Below are 26,170 nucleotides of genomic sequence, written 5' to 3' on the forward strand. Positions count from 1 at the left end.
GATATCAAGTTTATTGCTGCGTTTTAGTGTTACCTCTATGTTCACGAAAGGGCACCTGGATAAGGTGCCTTTTTGATGAACTATTTTGATAAAGAAATCATATAGTATAGTGTAGGACAAGTTAACCGCTTATATCCTATTCAATGCTCATCGAGAAGTCCATTCACATATTTTAGCATCTACTGACGTGGGTGCTCTTTTTTATTGAGCAAAATGTACATTTAAATAGAAGGTTAATGGTGGGTGTAACATTAGAGGAATTAGAAAAGTGTTTTAATGAAGCTGTAAATGAAGAAGCAGAGTATGTAGTTGTTCAGATTGAAATGGATGGATTTCCTAGCGAGGAAGTAATTATTAGCGACAAACATAACATTGATTCTAAACTAGCTTATTATAAGAAAACGTACAATGAAGATTTAGAACATAGATACACTCCAGGAATTTGTATTGTAGGTTTTGCGTATGGTTATTAGTTCTCAGGAATCCTACGTGAATTAGGATTGTTGGTGAAGTAGTGATGAAACCAATAGCAATTATCGTAGGCGCTGCCGTCTTGTTTGTTGTTAAGGAGATGATAAGGGGTGAGGGGAATGTGGGGTCCAACAAGTTTTAAGGATGTTTTAGAGATTATTTGGTACTACAAGTGGGAGTTTTTCAAAGCACTACTTCCTATAGGGATTCCAGTATTTTCACTTGGATTAGGAACGGGTTGGCTGGTTCTGGTGCAAAAAATCTATAAAACTTGGACATACTGATATTACTACTCTAGAAAAGGTGTTTGATCAGTATGAAAAAGGAAAATTTGTTCAAATGGAAGCATTATCAGCCTGATATAATTTTGTTAACGGTAAGATGGTGATGGTACCTACGGTATAACCTCAGTTTTCGTGATTTGGTGGAAATGATGAAGGAACGGGGCTTATCTATTTCTCATACCACGATTATGCGTTGGGTTCATCAGTATGGCCCGGAATTGGACAAACGAATTCGTCGTCACCTTAAGCAAACCAATGACTCTTGGAGAGTTGATGAAACATATATAAAAGTTAAAGGGCAATGGATGTACCTGTACCGTGCTGTTGATTCGAAAGGAAACACAATCGGTTTTTGTCTAAGCAAAACAAGAGACCGAAAGGCTGCAAAGCGCTTTTTCAAGAAAGCTTTGCGGTCTTTTCATGTATCAAAGCCACGTGTGATAACAGTCGATAAGAATCCGGCTTATCCAATAGAAATTGAACTGTTGAAAAAAGAAAAAAGCATACCTGATGGTATGCAACTTAGACAACAAAAGTACTTGAATAATATAGTAGAACAAGATCATCGCTTTATAAAGAAGCGTATCCGTTCTATGCTAGGGCTCAAATCTTTTGACACAGCTATATCCATTCTTTCTGGAGTAGAAGCCATGCATATGATTAAAAAAGAACAGATTAATTTACGGAACCAGTCTATCCAAAATCAGAAAGAATTCGTCCATCAATTGTTTGGACTTGTAGCATAAGATACGATTCTGTTAGGAATATATATGCTTTATTCTCTTTTACTTTATTTTTGCACCAGAACCTAAAAGAATCAATGGGAAAATCAGAACTATTTGAGAAAGAAAAAATAAAAAAAAGAAGTGACTGTTTTGACAGAATTGAGAGAGTCATAATGGTACATCAAAACTTCATGAAGAGAAGAAGTGCACCTATTATCATATAGAATTTGTTGTGAAAGATGAAAGAAACAAGCATGCAATAATGATGAAGTATGGCATTATATATATTTCTTATTATTCGATAGGATGATGTTATCTGCATTACTAATATTGATAGATGGTGACCCCTACTAGCAAGCTAAGGTTTTGAAGTACCCCCTAAATGAAAACTTTCTTTCTCTACAGGTAGATATTTTGAGAAAACAGCTCATTTTTTTGTTTTGGGGTGCTTACTTTTCTTAAGTTGATGGGCATGGGGATAGTACTTCTTGGCACAATCTCGTTTGTCAGTCTTCTTGGTACTCTTCAGCTAAGTGAGATGGATATGATGAAATAGGAGGACCAATTTTAAAGTAGGATAAGCTAGTTTTTGAAATCGGTATACAGTTCTTTAATAGATACAGTTTTTGTAACATGTCTTTATCTATTGGGTGAAGCATGCGATCTGTCATAATGAAATAATTGTGATGATAGATAAACACTTTCCCTTCAGGTAGAATCGTGTAATTAGATAATTTCGGGTAAATAGGTGGTCCATCTGAAAATTCATCTAAATTACGTTGCGAAACTTTAATAATTTCTTGAGCTGAAAATTTAAACTTGCGAAATGCTGTAGTGTTAATAAATGGACGTTTTTGATTATTTTCTATATAAAATAATTCTCCTTTTTCATTTTTTACAACACGTAAATTTGGAATGGGTTCTGTAAGAGATATAGGTGGTCCTTCTGTGTATTTGTAAATAAATGGTTCAGGTATTGGGACAATTTGATTTTGATTATATTTGAAGTAAGAAAGCATTTCTTTTGATATGGGCCTACGTTTATAATTATCAACTAAAAATACGTCACCTTGTGAATTTCTAAGCAATATACCATTTAAATCTTTAGATGGGAGGTTGGCATATAGATTTTGGAAGGAAAAAGGTGTTTTGAAAGTAATATCGAGCACTTTGTTAATAGGATAGAAAGGTTGGAATGTATTTAGACGTTTCCAAAACATTGCATCTCCGTTAAACCAATATAGAGAATCGGTCTCCCAATAATTACTGTATTTTTGATAAACCTTTAATAAAATTCTTCTTGTATGCATAACTGAACAGTGATCCACAACATTTGCAGCTGTATATAAAATTTCCGAGGCTTTTCTTACATATTCATGAGTAGGTTGTAGATTATAATCAACACATTTTACGTGCTGAGAAGAATACACCACATCTATTTCAGGACTTTTTTGTAAGAAAGATAACATTTCAGCTAATCTATTTGGAACGTACATAGTATCATCGGTTAAATAGCAAATATAATCTCCGCATGTTAATGGAAGCGCCTCATTAATGAGCGTTGCATATCTTGTGGTTTTATATCTTTCATTACCTTGTATAAAACTATTCTTATAATAAATTCGAGGGTCATCTAAATACTTTTTTATGATATTTATAGTATCTGGATAAGAGTTATCATCCATAATAAAAAGTTCCCATTCTTTAAAAGTTTGCATCTGAACACTTTCAATAACTTGATTAATTAAAGAAGGTTTATTATAGCTAGTGAGGATAATTGAAATTAGGGGTTTCAAAGTTGTCACCTCTTGTGAGAATTTTGGATAGCTTAATATTTTCAGGTGAATATTAATTGAATCTTTGGAGTTAGTTGTTTCTAACTATTGATATTTTCTTTTTTGTACTTAAATAGTTTATTACTTGTTCATAGATATGGTATAGACTATAGCGGATTATAAAAAAGATGCATGGGCAAATAAAATAGCTACTTTATCATTTTATTACATATATAAATCTTTTTTAAAATTATCGGAACGGTTCGTCCTTTCTCTTTATATAATAACGTAACTATTTTTTATTTAATGATAAGGAGGAGAGTAATATTTGCCTAAAATTACAGTTATTATGACGAGTTATAATAAGCCCACATTTGTAGAAAAATCGATATTAAGTGTATTAAACCAAACTTTCCAAGATTTTGAACTTTTTATTATGGATGATGATTCTAACGAACTGACTCAGAAAGTGATTCAACCATTCATAAACAAGAAAAATGTACACTTTTATAAAAGTAATGTAGCCCATATTTCTGAACGAACAAAAAAAGTCAGATATGCTGCTTTAATTAACGAGGCACTTAAACATGCAAAAGGGGAGTATATTACTTATATTACAGATGATAATCAATACGAAAAAGAGCGACTTAAAATGATGTCTAGTTATCTTGATGAGAATAAAGATGTTCAAATTGTATATTCTGCATCAAAAACGATCCATCTAGATGAATCAGATTTACCTATCAAAACTGTTGAAAGGCCTGCAAAAAAAGTCACTAATAATGCGCCATGCGCAATTGATCATTGTTCTATAATGCATAGAGCATCTGTTTTGCCGATTCTTGAAAAAAGGTGGAGTACTTACTGGGATGAAGACCCTCAGTTTTATCGTATAGGAGATGCACGCTTTTTTTGGAGATTAAATCATTATTGGGATTTTTATCCTTTAGATGAAATTTTAGATATCAATTATATTACTTCACATTCAATACATGCGCAGTTATTTGCGGAAGAAAAAAATGAATTTGTACAATTATTACCATCACAAAGAACATGTAAAGAATTAAGAGAAGACTTAAGAAAAAAAAGAGGGTGAAATATTGAGTGACATCTATTTGAAAAATTACTGGTTATTAAATCTAGAATATATAAATGTTTTTTCTGAATTAAAGCATTATAATGTTCCTTTACCATTACTGAGTAATTTCTATCAATATTTGGACGAAGATGTAAAAAATAAAATGAAAGAAAAAGATTTTTATAAACAACTGTCAATTGAACCTATAGAGGAAACACAGTTGCAGTTAGAGTTTGAAAAAAGAATGTCTTCATTTCAATCAAAGATAAAAAGAATAAATCAAAATGGAGTGATTCTCCTGAATTCAGATTATCTCCGTTTTTCAGTAAGTAATTTTACTCACTTTAATCCAAATCATACAAAGATATTAACTAGATCAAAAAAGACAGAACTTTATGGTCTTCCTACAATTTGTGCACCAGATTATATAAATAAAGTCCCTAATACTGCACATGTTTTTATCGAAAAGGCTAAAAAAATCTATTCAAAGTTTAATAAACATCCACTATTTTCAAACATGTTTTTTCAAAAAAAATTACTCAGCGACCTCCCTATTATGATTGAGAAACTTAATATGGCATATTTCATTTTTAAAGAACAAGTTATTTCTGGTGTGATTGTTGGCACAACGGAGGATATAGCAAGCAGAGCTCTTACTTTTCTATCTAAAAGTGAAGGGATACCGAGTTATTGTCTTCAGCATGGTGCGATAATGGGTGAAGAAGCATACTTTCCAGTTTTCGCTACAAAACAGGTTGTATATGGAAGATATGAACGAGATTGGTACCTTCAAAAAGGGGTCAGTGAATCTCAAATTGAGATTATAGGGCATCCCAGATATGATGATATCTTCGATAGGGTATATATGGATAAAAAGAATCTTTTTAAACAATTAAAAATAGACCCCTCTACAAAAGTGGTTTTTATTGCAACCCAGCCATTTAAAACTTCATTTTATATAGAATTGACAGAAAAATTAGTTAAAGACAAAAATATCACAGTTATTATAAAGCCTCATCCTTGGGAAAAAGGGCGTAACCTAGTGGGAGAATATGTTCGGTTAAGTAACGTATATCCTAATGTTAAATATATAACAAATGAAGTGAACATGTATGATGTTATTTTACATGCGAATCTTGTGGTTATTTCTAATTCAACAGTAGGGTTAGAGGCAATGTTATTAGATATACCTGTAGTTGTTTATAAATCGTTATTAGAGGATAGAGATTATAAGTATTATGATAAATTAGATTGGCTTGTAAATCACTCTATTGAAGATATGGTGAGCACGATTGAAAAGGTCCTAAACGATTCTTTGCAGTCAAATCTAGCAAAAGAATTAAGACAACAATTTATTAGTGAAAATTATCCACAAGAAGTAAGCACCAAAAAGTTGCAAGGCTTAATTCAAAGCGCACAAGGATAAACATTATTTTAAAAAGAGGAGGTATTCATATCTATGTTTTTTAAAAATAAAAACGTTTTAATTATTGGTGGAACAGGAACAATTGGAAAAAGCATTCTTTCTAATGTTTTAGAGGGAAAGCCAAAAGTTATAAGAATTTTTAGTAGAAGTGAATATAATCAATTTTTATTACAAGAAGAGTTTAGGGGTGAAAATCAAAATATTCGCTATTTAATTGGGGATATTCGAAATTATGATCGCCTATATAGCGCAATGGAAAATATTGATTATGTGTTCCATGTTGCGGCGATGAAGCATGTTTCATTTTGTGAATATAATCCGTTTGAAGCGGTATTGACCAACATTTTTGGAACACAAAATGTAATAAAAGCAGCAATTGCCCAGAAAGTAAAAAAGGTGATTTTCACAAGCTCTGATAAAGCAATTTCACCAACAAATAATTACGGTGCAACAAAACTAACAGCTGAAAGATTGATAACATCAGCGGAATATTCAAAAGGATCTAGTGAAACAATATTTGCAAGTGTACGTTTCGGAAATGTTATGGGATCGAGAGGTTCTGTTATTCCCTTATTTGAAAATCAAATTAAAGAAAATCACAAAATAACTGTAACTGATCTTAGTATGAGCAGATTTATGATGACACTGAAACAAGCAACGATGTTAACCATTGAAGCAATGAAAATAGCAAAGGGCGGTGAAACTTTCATATTGAAAATGCCAGTTATTTCATTAAAAGATTTAAGTGAAGTGATGATAGAAGAAGTTACAAAGTTGTATAGTTTGTCCAAGGATAATATTAAGATTGAAGAAATTGGATTAAAACCTGGTGAAAAAATGTATGAAGAACTTATGACACATGATGAATCTTTACAGGCTTTTGAATTACCGGATATGTTTATCATACCAAGTCCACTAAAAAAGGGTGCTCAATATGAAAATGCCAATAGAGCGAAGCCAGGATTTTATCGTTCTGATTATCAAGATGCGATTTCAAAAGAAGAGCTTAGAAATTTGATTATAAACCAGCAACTACTAGCAGGAGGGGAGAAATTATGAAAATATTAGTAACTGGTGGTGCAGGATTTATTGGTAGGTGGGTTGTAAAGCGATTATTGCAAGATAAGCATGAAGTATGGATATTAGACAATTTAGCCAATTCAACTACAGCAAATATTATCGAGTTCGTTCATGATTTAAACTTGAAGCAATGTATACAAGGAGATATTAAAGATAAAAAATTGGTTGACCAATTATTTAAAAATCATTCATTTGACCTTTGTTATCATTTAGCAGCAAGTATTAATGTTCAAGATAGTATAGATGATGCTAGAACGACTTTTGAAAATGATACAATAGGTACTTTTAATTTGTTAGAACAATGTCATAAGCATAATGTCAAAATGGTCTTTATGAGTACTTGTATGGTATATGATAAAGCTACTAATACACAAGGAATATCAGAATTAGACCCCATTAAACCAGCTTCTCCATATGCTGGATCAAAAATAGCTGCTGAAAATATGGTTTTATCTTACTATTATGCTTATAAGCTTCCAGTTGTGGTAATTCGTCCATTTAATACGTACGGACCATTCCAGAAAACTGGAGGTGAAGGTGGGGTTGTTGCCATTTTTATAAATAATAAATTAGATAAAATACCAGTAAATATTTATGGAGATGGGAAACAAACGAGAGACCTTCTATATGTTGAAGATTGTGCAGATTTCGTTGTGAAAGCAGGCTATTCTTCTAAAGCAAATGGTCATATTATCAACGCAGGAACAGGACAAGATATATCAATTAATAAATTAGCAGAATTGATTTCGGGAAATAAAGTAAGTATTCAACATGTAACTCATATCCATCCACAAAGTGAAATTCAAAAATTATTATGTAACTATGAAAAAGCAAAAACAATATTAAATTGGGAACCGAAAGTTTCTTTAGAAGATGGAGTTATTAAAACAGAAGAGTGGATTAAATCTTTAAAAATTAACCCTAAGGAGAAAGAATAATGGCCAGGGAAATTCTCGGTATACATGGGGGAAATCCTGTTAGAGGAACATATTTGCCTTATGGTCAACAACAAATTGATGACCATGATATTCAGGCAGTTATAGATATATTAAAAGGAGACTTTTTAACGACAGGACCAACGATTCAACAGTTTGAGGAGGCTATAGCAAAATACGTTGGGGCAAAATACGCTGTTTCTTTTTCAAGTGGTACAGCTGCTTTGCATGCTGCCTGCTATGCAGCTGGAATCAAAGAGGGAGACGAAGTAATTACAACCTCAATGACATTTGTAGCAAGTGCAAATTGTATTTTATACGAGGGTGGAAAGCCAGTTTTCGCTGATATAGACTATGAAACATACAATATCAGTACTAAGTCTATAGAGGAAAAGATTACAAACAAAACAAAGGCTATTATTCCCGTACACTTTACTGGGCAGCCTGTAGAATTAGATAAAATAAAAAAAATAGCAAATGAGAATAACTTGATTATCATTGAAGATGCAGCACATGCATTAGGAGCCACTTATAAAAACCAAAAGATTGGTTCAATTGGTGATATGACAATGTTTAGCTTTCATCCTGTGAAACATATTACAACAGGAGAGGGTGGAGTAATTACTACAAATAATACTTTGCTTTATGAAAAGCTTGTTCAATTTCGTACACATGGAATTGAAAGGAATCCTCAAAAACTTCTTGATAATCATGGGCCTTGGTATTATGAAATGCAATTTTTGGGTTACAACTACAGGATGACTGATATACAGGCTGCTCTTGGCTTATCACAGTTAAGTAAATTAGATTCTTTTATTAAGATTAGAAAGAAATATGTAGACATTTATAATAAAGAATTTAATAGTTTACCTGAAATCATCATACCAAAGCAATTGCCCCAAACCCACTCAAGTTGGCACCTTTATATCATTCGGTTAAATACTAAATTATTAAAGGGTAATCGAAAAGAAATTTATGAGGCATTACAAAAAGAAAATATTGGTGTGAATGTGCACTATATACCGGTTCATTTACAACCGTTTTATCAAAATTTAGGTTATGGAAAGGGCCTTTGTCCAGAAGCAGAAAATTTATACGAGGAAATTATTACTCTTCCTCTATTTCCTAAAATGGCAGAGGATGATGTATGGGATGTAATAAAAGCAGTAAGAAAAGTTCTTTCGTTTTATAGAGTTGCTAAACATTAAATGAAAGGGGTGTTATTAGAATTGCGAAACAAAAAGTTGTTAAGAGCAGTAACAAAAGTTGATATAAAAAAAGGAGAAATCATTACAGCTAATAAAGTTGATATGGAACTAGGTATCGTTGAAAATGCACTGAACCAGCTTCAGTTTGAGGAATTATTACCTCAAGTAGCTTTATATAATTTGCAAGCAGGAACTCCATTAACGAATGAGGTTATTGAACCTCCTAAAGTAGTAATTATTGTACTTTGTAGATTAAAATCTACTAGGTTGCCTTTAAAAGCAATATTGCCAATACATGGAATCCCTTCTATTGAACGCTGTCTTATAAATGCATTAGCTATTCCTGGGGGACACCAAGTCATACTTGCTACTTCAGATGTAGCACAAGATGATCCTTTAGAAAAATTTGATCTAGGTGGGAAGGTTAAAATTTTCAGAGGTGATCCAGAAAATACCGCAGATCGCATACTCCAAGCTGCAAAACAAGAAAAAGCAAACATTGTTATGCGGATTACAGGAGATTGCCCAGTTGTATCACCAGAAATCAATAATTATTTACTAGAGCAACATTTGAAAAGTGGAGCAGATTATACACAAGCACAGCTAAGTACGTTACCTGTCGGAACAGCAGGCGATATTTTCACATTAGAAGCAATTGAACGTTTGCTACAAACCCCAAAAACTTTAACCTATGCAGAATACCTTCCGTTTTATTTTATTAATAATCCACATTTATTCCGGGTCAATATAGTAAAACTCCCTCCGCCATTTTGTTACCCTACTTGGAGGTTAACATTAGATGAACAACCAGATTTAGATATGTTCAATGAACTTTATAAAAGTCTGAATGTAAAATCTAAACCTTTATTTTTTCATCAAATAAAAGATTATATCCTTCGAAATCCTGAACTTATTCAAATCAATAGTCATGTGAAATTGAAATGGGCAAATCAACAATCATTAGTGGATGAGTTAAATAGAGAAACGAAATTATAAATTAATAAATTGTAGTGCTTTTAGTGAGGAGGGAGTAACTTGCTTGAGAAAAAAATTGCCTTTCGCGCCGACGCATCTATTGAAATAGGTACCGGTCATATTATGCGTTGCTTAACACTGGCCCATGAGTTACGGAATAAAGGTGCTCAAGTTTATTTCATTTGTCGTAAGCTGCAAGGTGATTTGCAGCAATATATTTTAAATAAGGGATTTCATGTATTTTTGTTAGATGCAGATGGTGAAAATACGAATTTCTTAAGTACAGTACACGGGAGTTATTTGGATTGGCTAAAATGTCATTGGTTTGTTGATGCACGACAGACCAATGATATTTTGTCGCAACTTCCCAATTTTGATTGGTTAATTGTTGATCATTATGGATTAGATGAAAAGTGGGAAACTGCTTTAAGAAAAACTGTAAAAAAGATTATGGTAATCGATGATCTTGCAGATCGAGTACATGATTGTGAATTGTTATTAGATCAAAATCTATACGAGAGTCTTAATGAACGCTATAAAGAATTAATACCAGAGCACTCTTTAATAAAATTAGGACCTAAATATGCCATATTACGGCCAGAGTTCCATTCTGCTAAGAAATTTTTACAAAAAAGAACGGGTGCGGTTGAACATATTTTTATATTTTTTGGTGGGCACGATGTAACGAATGAGACATTAAAAACGTTAAGAGCTATACAAAATATTAATAGTGATACTTTAAAAATAGATGTAGTGGTAGGAAGCCAAAATCCTCATAAGAAAGATATTCAAAATTATTGCAAGAGCATTTCAAACGCTTCATTTTATTGTCAAATAGAGAATATTGAAGAGTTTATGATACGAGCGGATTTAGGGATAGGAGCTGGGGGCACAACAACATGGGAGCGCTGTTTTCTTGGATTACCATCTATAACAATTACAACTGCACAAAATCAAATAGAAGTAACCAAAGCTGTTGCGGAGGCCGGAGCTACATGGAATATCGGTACAGCTGAAAGTGTTTCAGATGAAACCATTACGAAATGTCTAAACAAACTTTTAACAGATTCAGATAAAGTGAGAGAAATGTCTAATAAAGCTCTTGCCATAAAGTGTGCCAGTAATTCGGATGAAATAACAAAAATTATTTTAGGAGGATAGTATGTTAAACATTGAAAAATTCCATTTGAAATGTATAGAAAAGAAAGATTTAAATCTTATTTTAAAGTGGAGGAATACAGAAGAAATTCGTTCTGTTATGTACGAAGATCATAAAATAACAATAGACGAACACTATAAATGGTTTGAAAAACTAAAATATGATGAAACAATGATTGCAAGATTACTAATATATAAAGAAAAGCCAATTGGATTTGTTAATTTTACAAAAATAAATAAAATAGATCGAACTTGTAATTGGGGATTTTATATAGGAGACAAACAGAGTGTAAGGCGTGCTGGAACTGTATTAGGTATAGTAGCATTAGACTATATTTTTGAAACAAATGGCATACAAAAAGTATGTGCAGAAATATTAGAATCAAATCGTATTAGTTTAAACTTTCATCAGAAACTCGGCTTCCAGGAAGATGGAAGATATGTGAACCATATTTTCAGGGATAATGTATTTATCGACGTTATTACAATGACCCTTTTTTATGAACAATGGATGGAAAGGAAAGAAGCTATAAAAGCAGAAATTGAAGGTGAAAAATATGAGTAATTTATATATCGGGGGTAGAGAGATTGGCAATAGCTCGCCACCATTTATTATTGCAGAAATGTCAGGGAATCATAATCAATCATTAGATAGAGCCTTGCAAATTGTAGAGGCAGCAGCAGAGGCTGGAGCACAAGGATTTAAAATTCAAACATATACACCAGATACAATGACTTTAAATATAGAAAATGGTGATTTTTTAATTCAGGATACGAAAAGCTTATGGAAAGGTAAAACACTTTATCATTTATATAAAGAAGCATATACACCATGGGAGTGGCATAAACCCATTTTTGATCGCTGTATAGAATTAGGAATGATACCATTTAGTACTCCATTTGATGAAACTGCTGTAGATTTTCTAGAATCATTGAATGTTTCTTGTTATAAAATCGCATCTTTTGAAAATACTGATATTCCCCTCATACGTAAAGTAGCAACGACAGGAAAACCAATAATCATTTCGACAGGTATGGCTTCTATTGCTGAATTAGATGAAACAGTAAGAGCTGCGAGAGAAGAGGGATGTAAAGAATTAATTCTATTAAAATGTACAAGTACGTATCCTGCATCTCCGAAATCTACAAATATAGCTACGATACCTCATATGAAGGAGTTATTTAAATGTGAAGTAGGTTTGTCTGATCATACACTTGGTGTAGGAGTATCTGTAGCGAGTGTCGCCTTGGGAGCCACAGTAATAGAGAAGCATTTAACGCTTTCGAGATCGGATGGAGGAGTTGACGCTGATTTTTCAATGGAACCTGCTGAATTTAAATTATTAGTAAGCGAAACTGAAAAAGCATGGGAATCTTTGGGGAAAGTATATTATGGCCCTACTGATTTAGAAAAAGATTCTTTAAAATTTAGAAGGTCATTATATGTTGTAGAAAACATAAAAGCGGGAGAGGCTTTCACGATAGAAAATATTAAAGCTATTAGACCAGGTAATGGCTTATTACCAAAACACCTATCCAAAATTATCGGAAAGAAAGCGAATAAGGACATTGAAAAAGGAACGCCTGTTTCGTGGGATCTTATTTGATAGGGTACAATTAGATACTACTAGGAATTCGTTGAATAAATTAAAATGCCTTTTCAATTTAATGAAAAGGCATTTTAATTTATTCAGAATGATTATAGAAAAAAGATATTTTTAATTTAATAACCTAATAAAGTTGTGATTGTAAAATAGTCGTAATAAAATGGATTCTCTCATGAAAAGTATGCTGTGTAATAACTTTTGTATGAATTTTTTCGACCATTAATCTTTTCGAAATCGTATCATTCAAATGAAAAGATACTTTATTTAAACAGTCCTCAAAGCTATTATAGGATATAATTTCATCTTTATTGAAGAAAGATGAAAGGTCAGATTTTTCTTCAATAATTTGAAAGCCTTGGCAAGCTGCAATATCAAACGTACGATTATTAATGGTATTATTTTTTACTTTATTTTTATTTTTATTCTGTGAAAATAGATGACTACGATGAGGGTTTAATATAAGACTAGCGTTATTATAATAGAGTGCAACTTCTTGAGGTGGAATCCATTCTTCTATAATTTTAATTCTCCGGTGATTTTTCCATTTTTTAATTAACTTATTTCTCCAGTGTTGACCAATAACGGTATAGTGATAAGGGGTTTTTTCCAAAAGAAACTGCATCAATTTTACTCGGGTTGGATAAGGATATCCAATGAACAATATTTCACTTTTATATTTCGAATTTCTTAGACCAGGCTTAAATACATCTATATTAGTTGCTAATGGTAAGTGGTATACATTGGTATATCCTAAACCTGAATAATATTTAAGTGCTTCACTATCAATAGTAAATATAAAATCAAAGTTCTTTAATAGAAGAAGAGAGGTATCTATATAAAATGGGTCCTCTGTTAACCAGACAGCTAATTTAATGTTCCTTTTTTTAAAATATTGAATTGCTTTTTGTGGTAGATGATTACCTAATAAGGTGAAAACAATATCAGGATGAAACGTTGTTGTAATGAAATCCAATTGCTCTATTAATTCACTCGGCTGTACTGCTAACCATTCGAAATTTTGATCGATAAGTGTTCTCTGTATGCTTTGATCTAGATATTGATAGATTTTTGAGTAACCAGAAGTAATGTATAAGAGTTTCATATTTCAATCCCTGCTTTAGGTTTAAAATATATTATGAGATAAATGTAACACTTTCTATTTCTTTACAACTGATCTTAGTAATACTTGTAGTAGGAGGAGTAACTGAATTTTCCTCTTCTAATGTGACGATACAAGTATTAGGGTTAAAATTTGTAAAAATAGCAGGTCCAATAATATTTCCAGATTTACCAGTCACAGTAACGACTTCGCCTGGTTGTAAATTTTTAAAAATACTACATACTCCACCTGAACAACGAAATAAATTACATAAGAACAAATTTATCCCTCCTTTAAACAATATACTATATCATATGAAAGTATGTAGAGGGATGTGTAGACAAGTAACCTTTAGAAGGGAAAAAATTCAGTTTAAAGCAACTTATTGAAATGATAGATACAATGGAATAATACATTTTGGAGCATTTTGAGTAGATTATCCATAGTTAAGACATTCATTAGAATGTCTTAACTATGGATTGAACTTTAACCACCTGAAGCATCTTAAGGGGTGGTTAAAGTAACACTTTCTATATCTTCACAACTTATGAATATGGTATTGGTAGAAGAGGGGGTTATCACATCTTCTTCAACTAATACAACCGCACAAATAGTCGGAAAGAACAATGAAAAAGTAGCAGGTCCAATAATTTGTCCTGATTTAGTGGTAATTGTAACAACCGTTCCTGTTGGCCACGAAGAGAATAAAAAACAAGCTAAACCTTTGCATTCTGCCATATTAAGCCCTCCTAACTTTAAGTGTTGATTAATATAATACAATCCAAACATTTTATATTGTATGTGGTAACAATATGAAATGTTTGGACTAATAAAAAAACTAGAATTATATAAAAATGTAAAAGTAGTATATTAACTTACATCTATCTTTTTTAGTTAGCCTGGATGTTATTTGTTTTTAAAAATATAATATTTTAATATAAAAGAAGTTAGTGAGAAATATCCTTGGGTTAAATGGTTTCAAAAAGATGGAAACTGGTATTATCGTGATAAAGAGGGCCCTCTGGTTAAAGGCCTACAATCTATTAATGGATACAAATACTACTTTAATGAAGATGGTGTTATGCAAACAGGCTTACAAACTATTAAGAGACAAGTATATTATTTTAACGAAAATGGTACTATGGTTACAGATTGGAAAGACGTAGATAATAAATGGTATTATTTTAATGAAAATGGCATTAAAGTTCCTAATGTATTTTTAGATGTTCCAGAAAGTCATTGGGGGTATGACCAAATATCATATATGGCAGGAAATAAAATTATAAATGGATATGGGAATGGTTACTTTGGAGCAAATGATAATCTTACACGTGAACAATTAGCAGCCGTCTTATATAAATCTTTATCACTGCCGGATACAAGTGATAATCCTTTTACAGATATAAATGATAGCCCATTTAAAAAAGAAATTTTGTCCTTAACGAAGAGCGGTATTTTTTCAGTAAATGGGGAAAAGACATTTAATCCAAAAAACACTGCGACAAGGGCTGAAATTGCAGTAGTGTTAACAAAAGCATTTAACTTGAAAATCAAAGCTAATTATGAATTCAATGATATGAAAGATCATTGGGTGAATGAATATGTAAAAGCTTTATATAGCAATGGGATTGCAAGTGGTACAGGAAATAAAAATTTTAATTCAGGAGCGAATGTTTCAAGAGCAGAAATGGCTGTATTTTTATATAGAGCAATCAACTTAAATCTAAATTTTGTACCAAAGCCTATTTAATCTTATAATAAGATGGTTTTAATACGAAGCCTATATAGGCTTCGTACCAGTTTGTTTTGAAATTGACTCATCATTTTGAGTGTAAAAAAGTTTATATCAACACAATTCATCTTTTCTCTAATCAAAGTTATAGGTTTTGAAAAAACTAACTAATTCGATCAAAAAATGCACCCTAATTGTTAGTCACATAATTGACAATTAGAGGTGCATTTTTTATAGTCTATTTTTAAAATACAAGCACTAAGACGGTATATAAGGTGTTGAAAATTAAAAAACAATTTCTAAGTGTGGATTTGAAATAAAGTCGTACCGTTTTGAAAAAAGTTTAACCGTTTTAAAGAATACATTTTAAAAGAAATGTTGTTGTAGCAGGATTTATGATGAATTTCAATCAAACTTTTTTATAAAAATTGTGTATTAGTTCACAAGAGTAATTCTATTTTTAATCAATCTTTTTTCAAAGTATGAAGGGTCTCTTTTAATACAAACAACTTATTAATATGTTTTGAATCAAACTTTATCATTTTAGCCAAGAAGACTCCTTCCTCAAGGAACGTGAAGGGCCACAGCCTAGTGAGTAGGTGGGAGATGAATTGGCTTCGGACAAGGGATGGCAAGAGCCCTCTTAATTGTTCGACAGGTAGTAAAGTGTTACTTGACAAATTGTCATGATCATTTTATTATATGTCGAATGTACGTTCGGTGTATAATAGATATATATTGAAATGGAGGTGAAACTTATGATTATCAATAAAGCATATAAATTTCGTATATATCCAAATAAAGCACAAGCAACTCTAATCAATAAAACGATTGGTTGTTCTCGTTTTGTATTCAATCATTTCCTATCTCTATGGGATAATGCATACAAGGAAACAGGAAAAGGTTTGACATATGGTACATGCTCTGCCAAACTCCCTGCCATGAAGAAAGAGTTTGTTTGGCTAAAAGAAGTGGATAGTATTGCGATTCAGTCGTCCGTTCGCAACCTTGCGGATGCTTATACACGCTTTTTCAAAAAACAAAACAGCTCCCCGTGTTTCAAATCTAAGAAGAACAACGTACAATCTTATACCACAAAACAAACAAATGAAAACATTGCCGTTGTAGGCAACAAAATGAAATTGCCAAAACTAGGTCTTGTTCGATTTGCCAAAAGTCGTGAAGTAAAGGGACGTATTTTAAATGCTACGGTTAGAAGGAACCCTTCTGGTAGATACTTTGTGTCATTGTTAGTGGAAACAGAAGTGCAAGAATTCCTGAAAACACTTTCTTACATTGGAATGGATGTAGGGCTAAAAGACTTCGCGATTTTGTCAGATGGAACAACCTATAAAAACCCGAAGTTTTTTCGATCGTTAGAAGAGAAGTTGGCAAAAGTACAGCGTGTTCTTTCTAGAAGAATGAAAGGATCTTCTCGCTGGAATAAACAAAGAATTAAGGTAGCTAGAATTCATGAATATATAATGAATTCTAGAAAAGATTATTTGGACAAAATCTCAACTGAAATCATCAAAAACCACGATGTTATCGGTATAGAAGATTTGCAAGTATCGAATATGTTAAAAAATCATAAGTTAGCAAAAGCAATTAGTGAGGTATCATGGTCACAGTTTCGAACCATGTTGGAATATAAAGCAAAATGGTACGGCAAACAAGTCATTGTCGTATCGAAAACATTTGCTTCAAGCCAATTATGTTCTTGTTGTGGATATCAAAACAAAGACGTTAAAAATCTAAACCTACGTAAATGGGAATGCCCTTCTTGTAGTACACATCATGATAGGGATATTAACGCAAGTATCAATCTAAAGAATGAAGCGATAAGACTTCTAACCGCAAGGACTGCGGAGATAGCCTAATAAATTAGAGTTCGATAGAACTCTTTACTTAGGAATCCCCCACTTTCACTTCTAAACGAAGTGAAAGTGGGGGTAGTTCAATACAAGTAGGGATTTAGCAAACACTCATGTTGGGATTCTAACGTCAAATGGAACATCTAATGTATTATTTGATGATGTCCAAGTTATAGGTGCAAAAAAAAGCTAAACTAATATGGGTTCTGATGTAAAAACTTTGAAACATATAAAAATGGTTTATCAAACTTGGATATACTGATAGGAGCACCATACATGCCCATCAACAATACCCCTAAGTACCAAGAAAACGTTATTCTTTCTAAACTGATATGCTCTCCTTTAGGTAGACAGATAAAAAATAAAAATCTGTTTGCTTGAAGGAGAGTTTTGTTAATGTCTAAAAAAGTTTACTCTGCGGAGGATAAATTTAACATATTGAAAGAATGGGAGGATGGTAATTATTCACTAAATGAACTTGAGTCCGTTTTTAAAGTAAGTCGCATCAATCGAAGCACTCATCAAGTCCTGAGGGACTGAATCAACGGTTTAATAAGGCGGCCGTCCTACTTTTACACCCCCTACTAGCAGAACTACTAAGCAAAAAATTGGCCGCATCTATGCCGATTTCTTCTCCATACACTTCTGTTTTCAAGCAAACTCGTATTTTAGATTCAACTGCATTTCAACTCCCAGATGTATTTTCATCGGTTTATCCAGGTGGACAGTTCCTACATATTCATACAGGTCCAGGTAAACAACATGATCGCACTTACGGCTCTCTGTGTGTCCCAACTGTAACAGCAAATGATTTATGTATCCGAGATTTAGGTTGTTTTCATTTAAAAGACCTTCAATACATACAATATAAAAAGGCAAGCCAGTATGGAAAATAAAATTAACCCAGAATTATTGGAATCATGAAATGAGGCTTTTAAAAGGAATGCTTATTTCTTCAATCACTATCAATTTTGTTTTTGAAATATCCCTATTTAATCAAAGGGTTATTAAAAATCATATAACGGGAGGATTTATATGAAAAAAAATACAATTTTGATATTATTGATATTTATTCTGTCTATTTCCCTTACAAACCATCCCCTTGCAGCCGAAACTTTAAACAACCTTGAGTTTATAAAAGAACAACAGACTAAAAATGAAAGGCTTATTCATATTGATATAAGAGGAAATAATGTGGAAGAATATCAAGAGGCACAACATATGGTTGATAGAATAAAAAAAATAAAAAGCGGCATACTTGATAAATTAGTGGCAGACGGAACATATGTAAAACTTGTTAATTATCCTATCACTGAGTCTGACGAATACAGGGACCTAAAAGGATTAATTCCACGAGGATGGGAAGGGCAAACCAATGCCGAAGGAAAACAATTGACCTGGGATGATGTACCAGGTGTGGGATCTGATATTGGTGGAAAACCTGTAATGGCTAGAATAGGTTTTAGTGAAAGAGGAAAGGGGCATGGTTCCATTAATTTAGAACTTCATGAAATAGCGCATGCAATTGATCGAGTGGTTTTTTTTAATATAAGTCATACTGATTTGTTTGATGTTCCTTTCAGTCAAGAGAGACAGAAAGTTTTCCCGGATAAATATTACGAAAATAAGGAAGAATATTTTGCGGAATGTTTTACATATTATTATTTTAGCGAATCATCTAAGCAAGAGCTAAAAGATAAGGCTCCATTGACTTATAGATGCATAGATTTATTAATTAAAACTGTTCAAGGGGATTCCAATTCAACAGAACCTATTAATGAACTATTAGACGGAAATCAATTTGCTTGGTCTTTAAAAGGATATAGTGATCGAGAATTCGCAAAAGTAGATTATAACAAGAAGGCAGAGTTAACTATGGCTTTAAAATAAAGTCGCGATGTTTATAAAAAAGATACGATGCTCTACCCCTTTAGGTGGTTATCTAAAGGGGGTATTTTTATACTAAAAAGGAAAAGAACATCTGAATTGAAGGATAGACTAGGGAACTGTTGTGTGGCAATAAGTTATTCCTGTGAACACTCGCCACTTAGCAAGGCTTGAAGTGGGAGTTTCTCAGTTCCACGATGAAAGCAACCTTTCGTCTCCCTGAGCGTTACTTCGGGGTGTTCCATCCCTAGATGTCCAACGCTTGGACGCTCTTTTGGTACGGTTGATATTTTACGCAGGAACCGAATGGCTTGTTTTTCGCACTCTATTTTCTTCCTGCAACCTCATATATCAAGTTATCAAAGAACTTCATATAGCTAGTTTATCAAAAGTTTTTGGCTATGCCAAACCGAAATTCATCTCCCACTTACCGTTGGGCTACGCCCTTCACACGCTTGAGGAAGGAGAATTCTTTCGGGGAATTCGTTAAAGGATGCTATTATTAGACATTCTCGAAAAAAATGTACAAGAAAAGTATTTCCTATCAGAAGAAAAATTGGACAAAATCGTATTTAAATAATAGGAAATATTAATTCTAGTGGTTGGAGAAGGGGTGGAGAGATGTGTAATCCTATGGGGATATCCCCTACGATTACATGAAAAGATGATCCCAGGGTTTTACTTCCTAATAAAAAGGCAGCTTAATTAGAAATGAATTAAATGGAGAGTGTAAATGATGAAAAGCTATAAAATCCATATTAAAGAAGCTACAAAAAAAAGGATATGCAGTAGCTGAAGTGGGGGATAGTGTTAATTATTCTGTTCCAGGGAGTAAAACTAGAAGGGGAAGAGGAGGGAAAGGTGTTGCTCAGACATTAGATACTGCTTGTAATCAGGCTGATTAACAAGGGATCCTACCACACCGCTATCAAGCTAAGAAAAACAAATGCCCATCGACCTAGGATTTCAAAGTAACTCCATAAAGAAAATTTTATGGAGCAATAAATTAATTAACTTGATGGTGATAGGGTCCCGCCACATACCCATCAACCTAAACTTCTGAAGTATCCCCAAAACGAAAATTTCATCCTTTCATAGTTGTCCATAGGAGCTCAGCTCGATTTTTCATTTTAGAGAAGAATACATTTCTTAAATTGATGGCAATATGGCAGGTTGTGTTTTAAAAATAATGTTACGATGTTTATAAAAAAGATGCGATGAAATATGTTGATAGATTTTTTAATAATATTCATATAAAATACTATTTTGACTTTGATTAAACTTTGTTTCAAACTAACATTAAAATCTATTTTAAAGAAAGGGAAATAGGGTAGCAAATGAAAGCAAACATTAAAATTATTGAAAACCTTAAAGAAGAATCTTGTACCTTTTACATTCACAAAGTAACATCTTTTATTCTAGATATGGTATCAACACTAGAGAATAGTTCTGATAACTATTTAATAGTAAATTCTACTCACAAAAGTGAACAAGAAAAAATTTCTTGTTCAACTATTATTTATTTGGAATATCTTGAAAGGAAAATATTTGTTTATACAAAAGAAAATATATTCGAGATAAAAAGTCCTTTATATAAATTACAACATGAACTTCCAGATAACTTCATTAGAATTTCAAAAACTATAATTATCAACATTCATTTTTTAAACAAATTCTCCGTTAAAGCAAACGGAAATCTAGAAGCACTACTTTCAAACGGGGAAAAAGTAATTGTGTCAAGAAAATATGTTTCTTCATTAAAAAACCAGCTAAAAAAACATTCCAAATAACCACTTATGTATTGATTTTTACCACTTATGTTTAAAAGTATTTCTTTATATCTCCTTTGATGTAAATATTAATAAAAACAAAGGAGGATATACAATGTATACTATGATTAAAGAAGTATTTATAAGAACTCCATTATGGGTATGGATATTATTATTCATTTTAATAAAAAGAGGTATTGCTATTTCTCAAGAAAGACCAATTAATTTATCTAAAATGTTCCTTGTTCCCATGATTTTTATGATATGGGGTTTGGATAAAATTATCACTAATTTTTCTTACTTAGGATATTGTTTAACAAGCTATACGATTTTCATTCTTCCAGGCATTTTAATTGGATATTTGTTATATGCAAAATATCAAATTTTTTTCAAGCAAGAGACGGTTACTTTCAGGAAGAAATGCTATCTTCCATTAATAATTATCTTGATTAATTTCTTTGTAAAATATCTCTTAAATGTAACTTTAGGAATTTCTGCATCATTTTATAATAATATTTCGTTTAATATAATTTATTCTGCCATAAGCGGACTATCTGTAGGTTTATTTTTTGGAGGAATCTTCTACACATTTTATATACAATCAAAATTAAATAATCTTATCTTAAAATCATAAAAAATACGAAGGGAAAGACTTTATTGAAATTAAAAAATCGACTGTATACAGGTTTAGGAACTGGTTCATTTATATATATGATAGTTTTACTATCCAGAAACAATAATATATCTATTACACAGGCTGAGATTATAAGTGTTCTTATAATCTCAGCTTGCGCAGGCATTTTCACATTCATTTTTGATATTGAAAGAATCAGCTATTTGTTCGCCTTAGTAATCCATTTTCTCATGATGATTATAGTTGTCTTTCTTATATCTACATATAACCATTGGATAGAAATATTCCCAACTGCTGATTTTCTTGAAAGTATAGTTTTGATATATGCATTTTCTTGGTTAATATCATTTTTAAACACAAAAAAAGATGCTAAAGAATTAAATATGTTACTAAAAAATAAGAAGAACATTTAAAGTGTCCTTCTATAGGGGGCTGCTGCATCGATATTAAGTTAGCAAAACAAAATTTCCCTAAAATTTAAAAATACGCTATTCTTTCTGTAGAATCATAGGAAAGGATGGCGTTTTTGATATGAACTTATCGATTTTTGATGAACTAGAATTATTTTCTAAAGAGTTGCAACGATATATGTCACCGCATGCTCTAGAGAAATTAGCTAGAGATATAGGGTTTGTTCAGCGAAAAAGTAAATATCGTGCACAAGATTTAGTAGCTTTATGTGTTTGGTTAAGCGAAAACATAGCAAATACTTCATTGACACAACTATGTAGCCGATTAGAAGTTAACACAGGTATTTCTATGAGTCCAGAAGGACTCAATCAACGCTTTAATTCCCAAGCTGTACAGTTGTTACAACAAATATTAGCCTCTTTACTCCATCAACAATTTTGTTTATCTAGCCAAATTCCAACATCGTATACAAACTATTTTCGTCGGATTCGTGTATTGGATTCTACACATTTTCAGGTTCCAGATTAATTTGCCTCTACATATCAAGGTTCAGGAGGTAGTGGTCAAAGTGCTGGTGTGAAAATTCAATTAGAGTACGATTTACTAAGTGGTCAGTTTCTACATGTTCATGTAGGATCGGGAAAACACAATGATAAAACGTACGGATCCACTTGCCTAACGTCTCTTCAACCACACGATGTATGTATACGTGATTTAGGATACTTCGACTTAAAAGATCTACATATTATAAGCGAGTGTGATGCTTATTTTATTTCACGATTAAAGCTCAATACTCGTATATATCAAAAGAATAGGGACCCTGAATACTTTCACAATGGAACAATAAAAAAGCATTCTGAGTACATTCAACTAGATATGGAGCAATTTATTGACCAATTACAGTCTGGTGAAACATATGAGATTCCTGAGATTTATATCGGAATGTATCAAAAACTTCCTGCAAGACTTATCTTATATAAATTAACTGAAACACAAATGAAACGTAGGCAAAAAGATTTAGCATCTAAAGAACATAAGAAACAAATCACCTATAAAGAACGCAGTAAGCGACTTAGTGCAATAAACTTTTACATTACGAATATCCCTTCGGAATATCTACCGAAGGAACAAGTATACGATTTTTACTCCTTACGATGGCAAATTGAATTGATATTTAAAACATGGAAATCATTTTTTCGTATTCATCATTGTAATTCTGTAAAATTAGAACGGCTAGAGTGTCATTTATATGGGCAATTAATTAATATCCTTCTTTGTTCCTCCACTATGTTTCAAATGCGTCACTTACTCCTCGGCAAAAAGAAACGAGAATTAAGTGAATATAAAGCGGTCTATATCATTAAAGATTACTACCTACTTATATATCAATCTCTACAACAAAACACCCAGGAACTATCAAAGACCTTCCTTCGTTTGTTCAATCTCTTGCATAAAAATGGACGGAAGTCTCATCGATATGAGAAGAAAACAGTCTTTGATATATTGGGTGCCGTGTACAATTATTTCGTTACTCACAATCATGGAGCTTAATTAAAAAAATGAAACCCGTTAGGGTTTATTTGGTATGCAGATTTTTAGAAAGCTGATATCAACTCTTTAGAAAATAGAAAAAATCTAGTTGACGGACTTTTACTTAATCTTAGCTTGATGGACATGGGGTCCCGCCAACATTTCGCGAATTTCGTACGCTAAGGAATTTTTTATTTAAAAAACTTGGTTTTACCGTACGTTAAGGAAGTTCTATAAACGATATTTCATGTTTGTTATGGTACTTTGTTTTTGGTAATGAGTTTTGGAACTGATTTTTAATCGTATTTCATTCTAATTTAGTAGAAATAAATAGAGCTCCATAAACGACAATTTTCTGGACACATAGTACAGTAATATATGTTAATTAAAAGTCAGAAAAGTAAATTGGATAAAAAATATTAATGAATATATTGAGTTCTTACCTATTCAAATACCCTTACTAACATCAATTCATTTTATTAATAAAACTTATCTATATTCTGAAAAATCCCAACCCATTTACTGTTAAAATTTTTATTAATAAAAAAACAACAGATATAAGCTTTATTTGATATTAATTGCATTTTAGGGCGTATGTAAGATATTATTTCTTTTAAATAAATTAACTTAAAAACTAAATATAAAAAGCCAAACAAACTTTAAAAATCACACTTAAATTAGAGGAGAGTACGATATGAATACAATCATGATTGTAGAAGATGATATAAAAATCGCTGAATTACTGGGAACTCATATTAAAAAATACGGATATCAAAGTGTTATTATAGAGGATTTTGAAAATATCTTAGCTACATTTCAAAAGATTAAACCAGATTTAGTGCTATTAGATGTAAATCTGCCTAATTTTGACGGTTATTATTGGTGCCGCCAAATACGAGCTATTTCTACTTGTCCAATTATATTTCTATCTGCAAGGAGTGGAGAGATGGATCAGGTTATGGCTTTAGAAAATGGTGGTGATGACTACATTACGAAACCTTTTTATTATGAAGTTGTAATGTCTAAAATCCGTAGTCAACTCAGAAGAGCATACGGTGAGTATGCTCCAAAAGTAAAAGAACGAATAGTTGAGGAAACAGGATTACTCCTGTTTCCAGAAAGGATGGAGCTTCAACTAGATGATAAGACAGTTTTGCTTACCAAAAAAGAAACAATTTTATTAGAAATATTGATAACAAAATCTCCACTTCTTGTAAAACGCGAAGTAATTTTAGAACAATTGTGGGATAGTTCGTATATAGATGAGAATACATTGAGTGTAAATATAGGTAGAATTAGAAAGAAGTTACAAGAATTAGGTATCGAAAATGCCCTCGAAACAGTTCGTGGTGCAGGATATCGACTGCATGTTATTTGGGAGAAGGAAGGAAAGGATAAATGAAATTATTCTTACGAGAACATATCCCACTTATTTGTTATACATTCGGCCAATTGCTTATTATCCTTTTTATATATTGGTTTGATGGGTATCCACATATTTTGACTGCATTATATTCAGTATTTTTGGGCATTTTTTTATTAATAGGTTATTTAATATATCGTTATTATAGTCATCGTTCATTCTACAAGCGTCTATCAACACCGATGGAAACGCTAAATGAGTCAATCCAGGATAGCGATTTGACTCCATTATCAATGGCCCTAGATAAATTATTACAAACCCAATATCAATATTATCAGAACCAATTAAAAAAATGGGAACGAAAACAACAAGAACAAATGATTTTTATGAATCAATGGGTTCATCAAATGAAAACACCTCTTTCTGTCATCGAATTAATTACACAAGATGCCGAAGATCCTCGATTTGACAGTATTAACGAAGAAACAGAACGAATCAAAAAAGGATTAGAGATGGTGTTATATGCTGCCCGATTGGAAACATTTGAACAGGATTTTCATGTAGATAGAGTACCATTATTAGAAATGATTGATTCTGTTATTCATGAAAATAAGCGTCTGTTTATACGTAGTTATGTGTATCCAGAAGTAAAAGTGGGTTCGCTCCTTACTGTAGAAACAGATAAGAAATGGTTTCGATTTATACTCAATCAAGTGCTGTCAAACGCAATAAAATATTCATCAAGTAAGAAAGAGAAAGTAATAATATCAGCGTATTCAAAGGGACGCGCAGTTATTTTAGAAGTAAGGGATTATGGAGTTGGTATTCCTACTGCTGATTTACCACGTGTTTTCCATCCATTTTATACTGGAGAAAATGGTAGGAAATTTAAAGAGTCTACGGGAATGGGATTATATCTTGTTAAAGAAGTATGTGAAAAATTAAATCATAAGATTGAGCTAGAATCTGAGGTAGGTAAGGGAACGAAAGTTAGAATCGTATTCCCGTATGCCTCTCGTTAACCGATGAAAGAAAGATTATTCATCGGTTTTTTCTTTTGAATCTTACAAACTTGTTAGATAAATGTTAGGGAAATCGATAGGAAAAATCCTATGCAATATGTACATTGTATGTAGAATCAAAACTGAA

Annotated in this window: 22 protein-coding genes and 5 pseudogenes; 23 read left to right on the forward strand and 4 right to left on the reverse strand. The window is 32.1% G+C overall.

Annotated elements, in window-relative coordinates; all coding sequences use genetic code 11:
* Positions 1-239 precede the first annotated feature (239 nt).
* From MKY90_RS28680 to MKY90_RS28690, 3 genes and pseudogenes are all read left to right on the forward strand, one after another.
* Complete coding sequence (locus MKY90_RS28680; protein ID WP_098169172.1) at positions 240-473, forward strand: hypothetical protein; 234 nt, start codon at positions 240-242, stop codon at positions 471-473.
* Between the two features lie 117 nt (positions 474-590).
* Positions 591-755 carry a hypothetical protein gene (locus MKY90_RS28685; protein ID WP_003193050.1) on the forward strand — a complete coding sequence of 55 codons (165 nt, stop codon included), beginning with the start codon at positions 591-593 and terminating at the stop codon, positions 753-755.
* Between the two features lie 32 nt (positions 756-787).
* A pseudogene (locus MKY90_RS28690) lies at positions 788-1,501 on the forward strand (IS6 family transposase).
* Positions 1,502-1,986: 485 nt separating this feature from the next.
* On the opposite strand, the gene MKY90_RS28695 reads toward MKY90_RS28690, so the two are convergent.
* Entirely contained in the window at positions 1,987-3,276 is a 1,290-nt protein-coding gene (locus tag MKY90_RS28695; RefSeq protein WP_098168522.1) for a glycosyltransferase family 2 protein, read from the reverse strand.
* Positions 3,277-3,583: 307 nt separating this feature from the next.
* Here MKY90_RS28695 and MKY90_RS28700 point away from each other — a divergent pair, with 307 nt between their 5' ends.
* The 9 genes from MKY90_RS28700 to pseI are packed head-to-tail and all read left to right on the forward strand — an operon-like array spanning position 3,584 to position 12,722.
* On the forward strand, positions 3,584-4,351 hold the full coding sequence (locus MKY90_RS28700; RefSeq protein ID WP_016093944.1) for a glycosyltransferase family 2 protein: 768 nt from the start codon (positions 3,584-3,586) through the stop codon (positions 4,349-4,351).
* Positions 4,352-4,355: 4 nt separating this feature from the next.
* Positions 4,356-5,759 carry a CDP-glycerol glycerophosphotransferase family protein gene (locus MKY90_RS28705; protein ID WP_341093561.1) on the forward strand — a complete coding sequence of 468 codons (1,404 nt, stop codon included), beginning with the start codon at positions 4,356-4,358 and terminating at the stop codon, positions 5,757-5,759.
* A 33-nt stretch (positions 5,760-5,792) separates the two neighbouring features.
* The gene (locus tag MKY90_RS28710; RefSeq protein ID WP_016127794.1) at positions 5,793-6,818 is read left to right on the forward strand and encodes an SDR family NAD(P)-dependent oxidoreductase; all 1,026 of its coding nucleotides are present in this window, start codon (positions 5,793-5,795) and stop codon (positions 6,816-6,818) included.
* Complete coding sequence (locus MKY90_RS28715; RefSeq protein ID WP_016127793.1) at positions 6,815-7,777, forward strand: dTDP-glucose 4,6-dehydratase; 963 nt, start codon at positions 6,815-6,817, stop codon at positions 7,775-7,777. Before MKY90_RS28710 ends, MKY90_RS28715 begins: the two co-directional genes overlap by 4 nt.
* Positions 7,777-8,982, forward strand: a complete 1,206-nt coding sequence (pseC, locus tag MKY90_RS28720; RefSeq protein WP_098168520.1) for a UDP-4-amino-4,6-dideoxy-N-acetyl-beta-L-altrosamine transaminase — start codon at positions 7,777-7,779, stop codon at positions 8,980-8,982. Before MKY90_RS28715 ends, pseC begins: the two co-directional genes overlap by 1 nt.
* A complete protein-coding gene (locus tag MKY90_RS28725; RefSeq protein ID WP_098168519.1) occupies positions 8,983-9,978 on the forward strand; it encodes a cytidylyltransferase domain-containing protein in 996 nt (331 codons plus the stop codon).
* A gap of 39 nt (positions 9,979-10,017) precedes the next feature.
* Positions 10,018-11,118 (forward strand): UDP-2,4-diacetamido-2,4,6-trideoxy-beta-L-altropyranose hydrolase, encoded by a 1,101-nt coding sequence (pseG, locus tag MKY90_RS28730; RefSeq protein WP_061675967.1) that lies wholly within the window; start codon positions 10,018-10,020, stop codon positions 11,116-11,118.
* A gap of 1 nt (position 11,119) precedes the next feature.
* Entirely contained in the window at positions 11,120-11,680 is a 561-nt protein-coding gene (gene pseH / locus MKY90_RS28735) for a UDP-4-amino-4,6-dideoxy-N-acetyl-beta-L-altrosamine N-acetyltransferase (RefSeq protein WP_341093565.1), read from the forward strand.
* Positions 11,673-12,722, forward strand: coding sequence for a pseudaminic acid synthase (pseI, locus tag MKY90_RS28740; protein ID WP_002169371.1), 1,050 nt, complete (start codon positions 11,673-11,675; stop codon positions 12,720-12,722). Before pseH ends, pseI begins: the two co-directional genes overlap by 8 nt.
* A 124-nt stretch (positions 12,723-12,846) precedes the next feature.
* Here pseI and MKY90_RS28745 read toward each other — a convergent pair whose 3' ends face one another.
* The 3 genes from MKY90_RS28745 to MKY90_RS28755 all read right to left on the reverse strand — a co-directional run bounded on the left by MKY90_RS28745 (position 12,847) and on the right by MKY90_RS28755 (position 14,559).
* Positions 12,847-13,824, reverse strand: coding sequence for a CgeB family protein (locus tag MKY90_RS28745; RefSeq protein WP_003193071.1), 978 nt, complete (start codon positions 13,822-13,824; stop codon positions 12,847-12,849).
* Between the two features lie 31 nt (positions 13,825-13,855).
* Positions 13,856-14,101: a hypothetical protein gene (locus tag MKY90_RS28750; RefSeq protein ID WP_002169373.1), complete on the reverse strand. Its 246-nt coding sequence runs from the start codon at positions 14,099-14,101 to the stop codon at positions 13,856-13,858.
* A 224-nt stretch (positions 14,102-14,325) separates the two neighbouring features.
* Positions 14,326-14,559, reverse strand: coding sequence for a hypothetical protein (locus MKY90_RS28755; RefSeq protein ID WP_016127790.1), 234 nt, complete (start codon positions 14,557-14,559; stop codon positions 14,326-14,328).
* Between the two features lie 199 nt (positions 14,560-14,758).
* Here MKY90_RS28755 and MKY90_RS28760 point away from each other — a divergent pair, with 199 nt between their 5' ends.
* From MKY90_RS28760 to MKY90_RS28810, 11 genes and pseudogenes are all read left to right on the forward strand, one after another.
* Entirely contained in the window at positions 14,759-15,571 is an 813-nt protein-coding gene (locus MKY90_RS28760) for an S-layer homology domain-containing protein (RefSeq protein WP_340853779.1), read from the forward strand.
* 740 nt (positions 15,572-16,311) lie between these two features.
* Positions 16,312-17,433 carry an IS200/IS605 family element RNA-guided endonuclease TnpB gene (gene tnpB / locus MKY90_RS28765; RefSeq protein ID WP_149191235.1) on the forward strand — a complete coding sequence of 374 codons (1,122 nt, stop codon included), beginning with the start codon at positions 16,312-16,314 and terminating at the stop codon, positions 17,431-17,433.
* Positions 17,434-17,951: 518 nt separating this feature from the next.
* Positions 17,952-18,305: pseudogene (locus tag MKY90_RS28770) on the forward strand (IS4 family transposase); the annotation flags it as partial.
* A gap of 157 nt (positions 18,306-18,462) precedes the next feature.
* Positions 18,463-19,296: pseudogene (locus MKY90_RS28775) on the forward strand (anthrax toxin lethal factor-related metalloendopeptidase); the annotation flags it as partial.
* A 754-nt stretch (positions 19,297-20,050) separates the two neighbouring features.
* Positions 20,051-20,213 (forward strand): annotated as a pseudogene (locus MKY90_RS28780) (DNA cytosine methyltransferase); the annotation flags it as partial.
* 438 nt (positions 20,214-20,651) lie between these two features.
* Positions 20,652-21,104 carry a LytTR family DNA-binding domain-containing protein gene (locus tag MKY90_RS28785; RefSeq protein ID WP_002139694.1) on the forward strand — a complete coding sequence of 151 codons (453 nt, stop codon included), beginning with the start codon at positions 20,652-20,654 and terminating at the stop codon, positions 21,102-21,104.
* Between the two features lie 94 nt (positions 21,105-21,198).
* Positions 21,199-21,717, forward strand: a complete 519-nt coding sequence (locus tag MKY90_RS28790; protein ID WP_002139695.1) for a hypothetical protein — start codon at positions 21,199-21,201, stop codon at positions 21,715-21,717.
* A gap of 23 nt (positions 21,718-21,740) precedes the next feature.
* Positions 21,741-22,130, forward strand: coding sequence for a DUF3021 domain-containing protein (locus tag MKY90_RS28795; protein WP_002139696.1), 390 nt, complete (start codon positions 21,741-21,743; stop codon positions 22,128-22,130).
* A gap of 118 nt (positions 22,131-22,248) precedes the next feature.
* Positions 22,249-23,679: pseudogene (locus tag MKY90_RS28800) on the forward strand (IS4 family transposase).
* A 673-nt stretch (positions 23,680-24,352) separates the two neighbouring features.
* Positions 24,353-25,060, forward strand: coding sequence for a response regulator transcription factor (locus MKY90_RS28805; RefSeq protein ID WP_033729090.1), 708 nt, complete (start codon positions 24,353-24,355; stop codon positions 25,058-25,060).
* Entirely contained in the window at positions 25,057-26,043 is a 987-nt protein-coding gene (locus MKY90_RS28810) for a sensor histidine kinase (RefSeq protein WP_078179054.1), read from the forward strand. Before MKY90_RS28805 ends, MKY90_RS28810 begins: the two co-directional genes overlap by 4 nt.
* Positions 26,044-26,170: the final 127 nt, after the last annotated feature.

The organism is Bacillus sp. FSL P2-0099 (assembly GCF_038007445.1).
Lineage (GTDB): Bacteria > Bacillota > Bacilli > Bacillales > Bacillaceae_G > Bacillus_A > Bacillus_A mycoides.

Excerpts from the sequence above, each read along its gene's own strand:
- MKY90_RS28685 (WP_003193050.1), top strand. The coding sequence starts at position 591 with ATGTGGGGTCCAACAAGTTTTAAGGATGTTTTAGAGATTATTTGGTAC.
- MKY90_RS28710 (WP_016127794.1), top strand. The coding sequence starts at position 5,793 with ATGTTTTTTAAAAATAAAAACGTTTTAATTATTGGTGGAACAGGAACA.
- MKY90_RS28715 (WP_016127793.1), top strand. The coding sequence starts at position 6,815 with ATGAAAATATTAGTAACTGGTGGTGCAGGATTTATTGGTAGGTGGGTT.
- pseC (WP_098168520.1), top strand. The coding sequence starts at position 7,777 with ATGGCCAGGGAAATTCTCGGTATACATGGGGGAAATCCTGTTAGAGGA.
- MKY90_RS28725 (WP_098168519.1), top strand. The coding sequence starts at position 8,983 with ATGAAAGGGGTGTTATTAGAATTGCGAAACAAAAAGTTGTTAAGAGCA.
- pseH (WP_341093565.1), top strand. The coding sequence starts at position 11,120 with ATGTTAAACATTGAAAAATTCCATTTGAAATGTATAGAAAAGAAAGAT.
- pseI (WP_002169371.1), top strand. The coding sequence starts at position 11,673 with ATGAGTAATTTATATATCGGGGGTAGAGAGATTGGCAATAGCTCGCCA.
- MKY90_RS28745 (WP_003193071.1), bottom strand. The coding sequence starts at position 13,824 with ATGAAACTCTTATACATTACTTCTGGTTACTCAAAAATCTATCAATAT.
- MKY90_RS28755 (WP_016127790.1), bottom strand. The coding sequence starts at position 14,559 with ATGGCAGAATGCAAAGGTTTAGCTTGTTTTTTATTCTCTTCGTGGCCA.
- tnpB (WP_149191235.1), top strand. The coding sequence starts at position 16,312 with ATGATTATCAATAAAGCATATAAATTTCGTATATATCCAAATAAAGCA.
- MKY90_RS28785 (WP_002139694.1), top strand. The coding sequence starts at position 20,652 with ATGAAAGCAAACATTAAAATTATTGAAAACCTTAAAGAAGAATCTTGT.
- MKY90_RS28790 (WP_002139695.1), top strand. The coding sequence starts at position 21,199 with ATGTATACTATGATTAAAGAAGTATTTATAAGAACTCCATTATGGGTA.
- MKY90_RS28805 (WP_033729090.1), top strand. The coding sequence starts at position 24,353 with ATGAATACAATCATGATTGTAGAAGATGATATAAAAATCGCTGAATTA.
- MKY90_RS28810 (WP_078179054.1), top strand. The coding sequence starts at position 25,057 with ATGAAATTATTCTTACGAGAACATATCCCACTTATTTGTTATACATTC.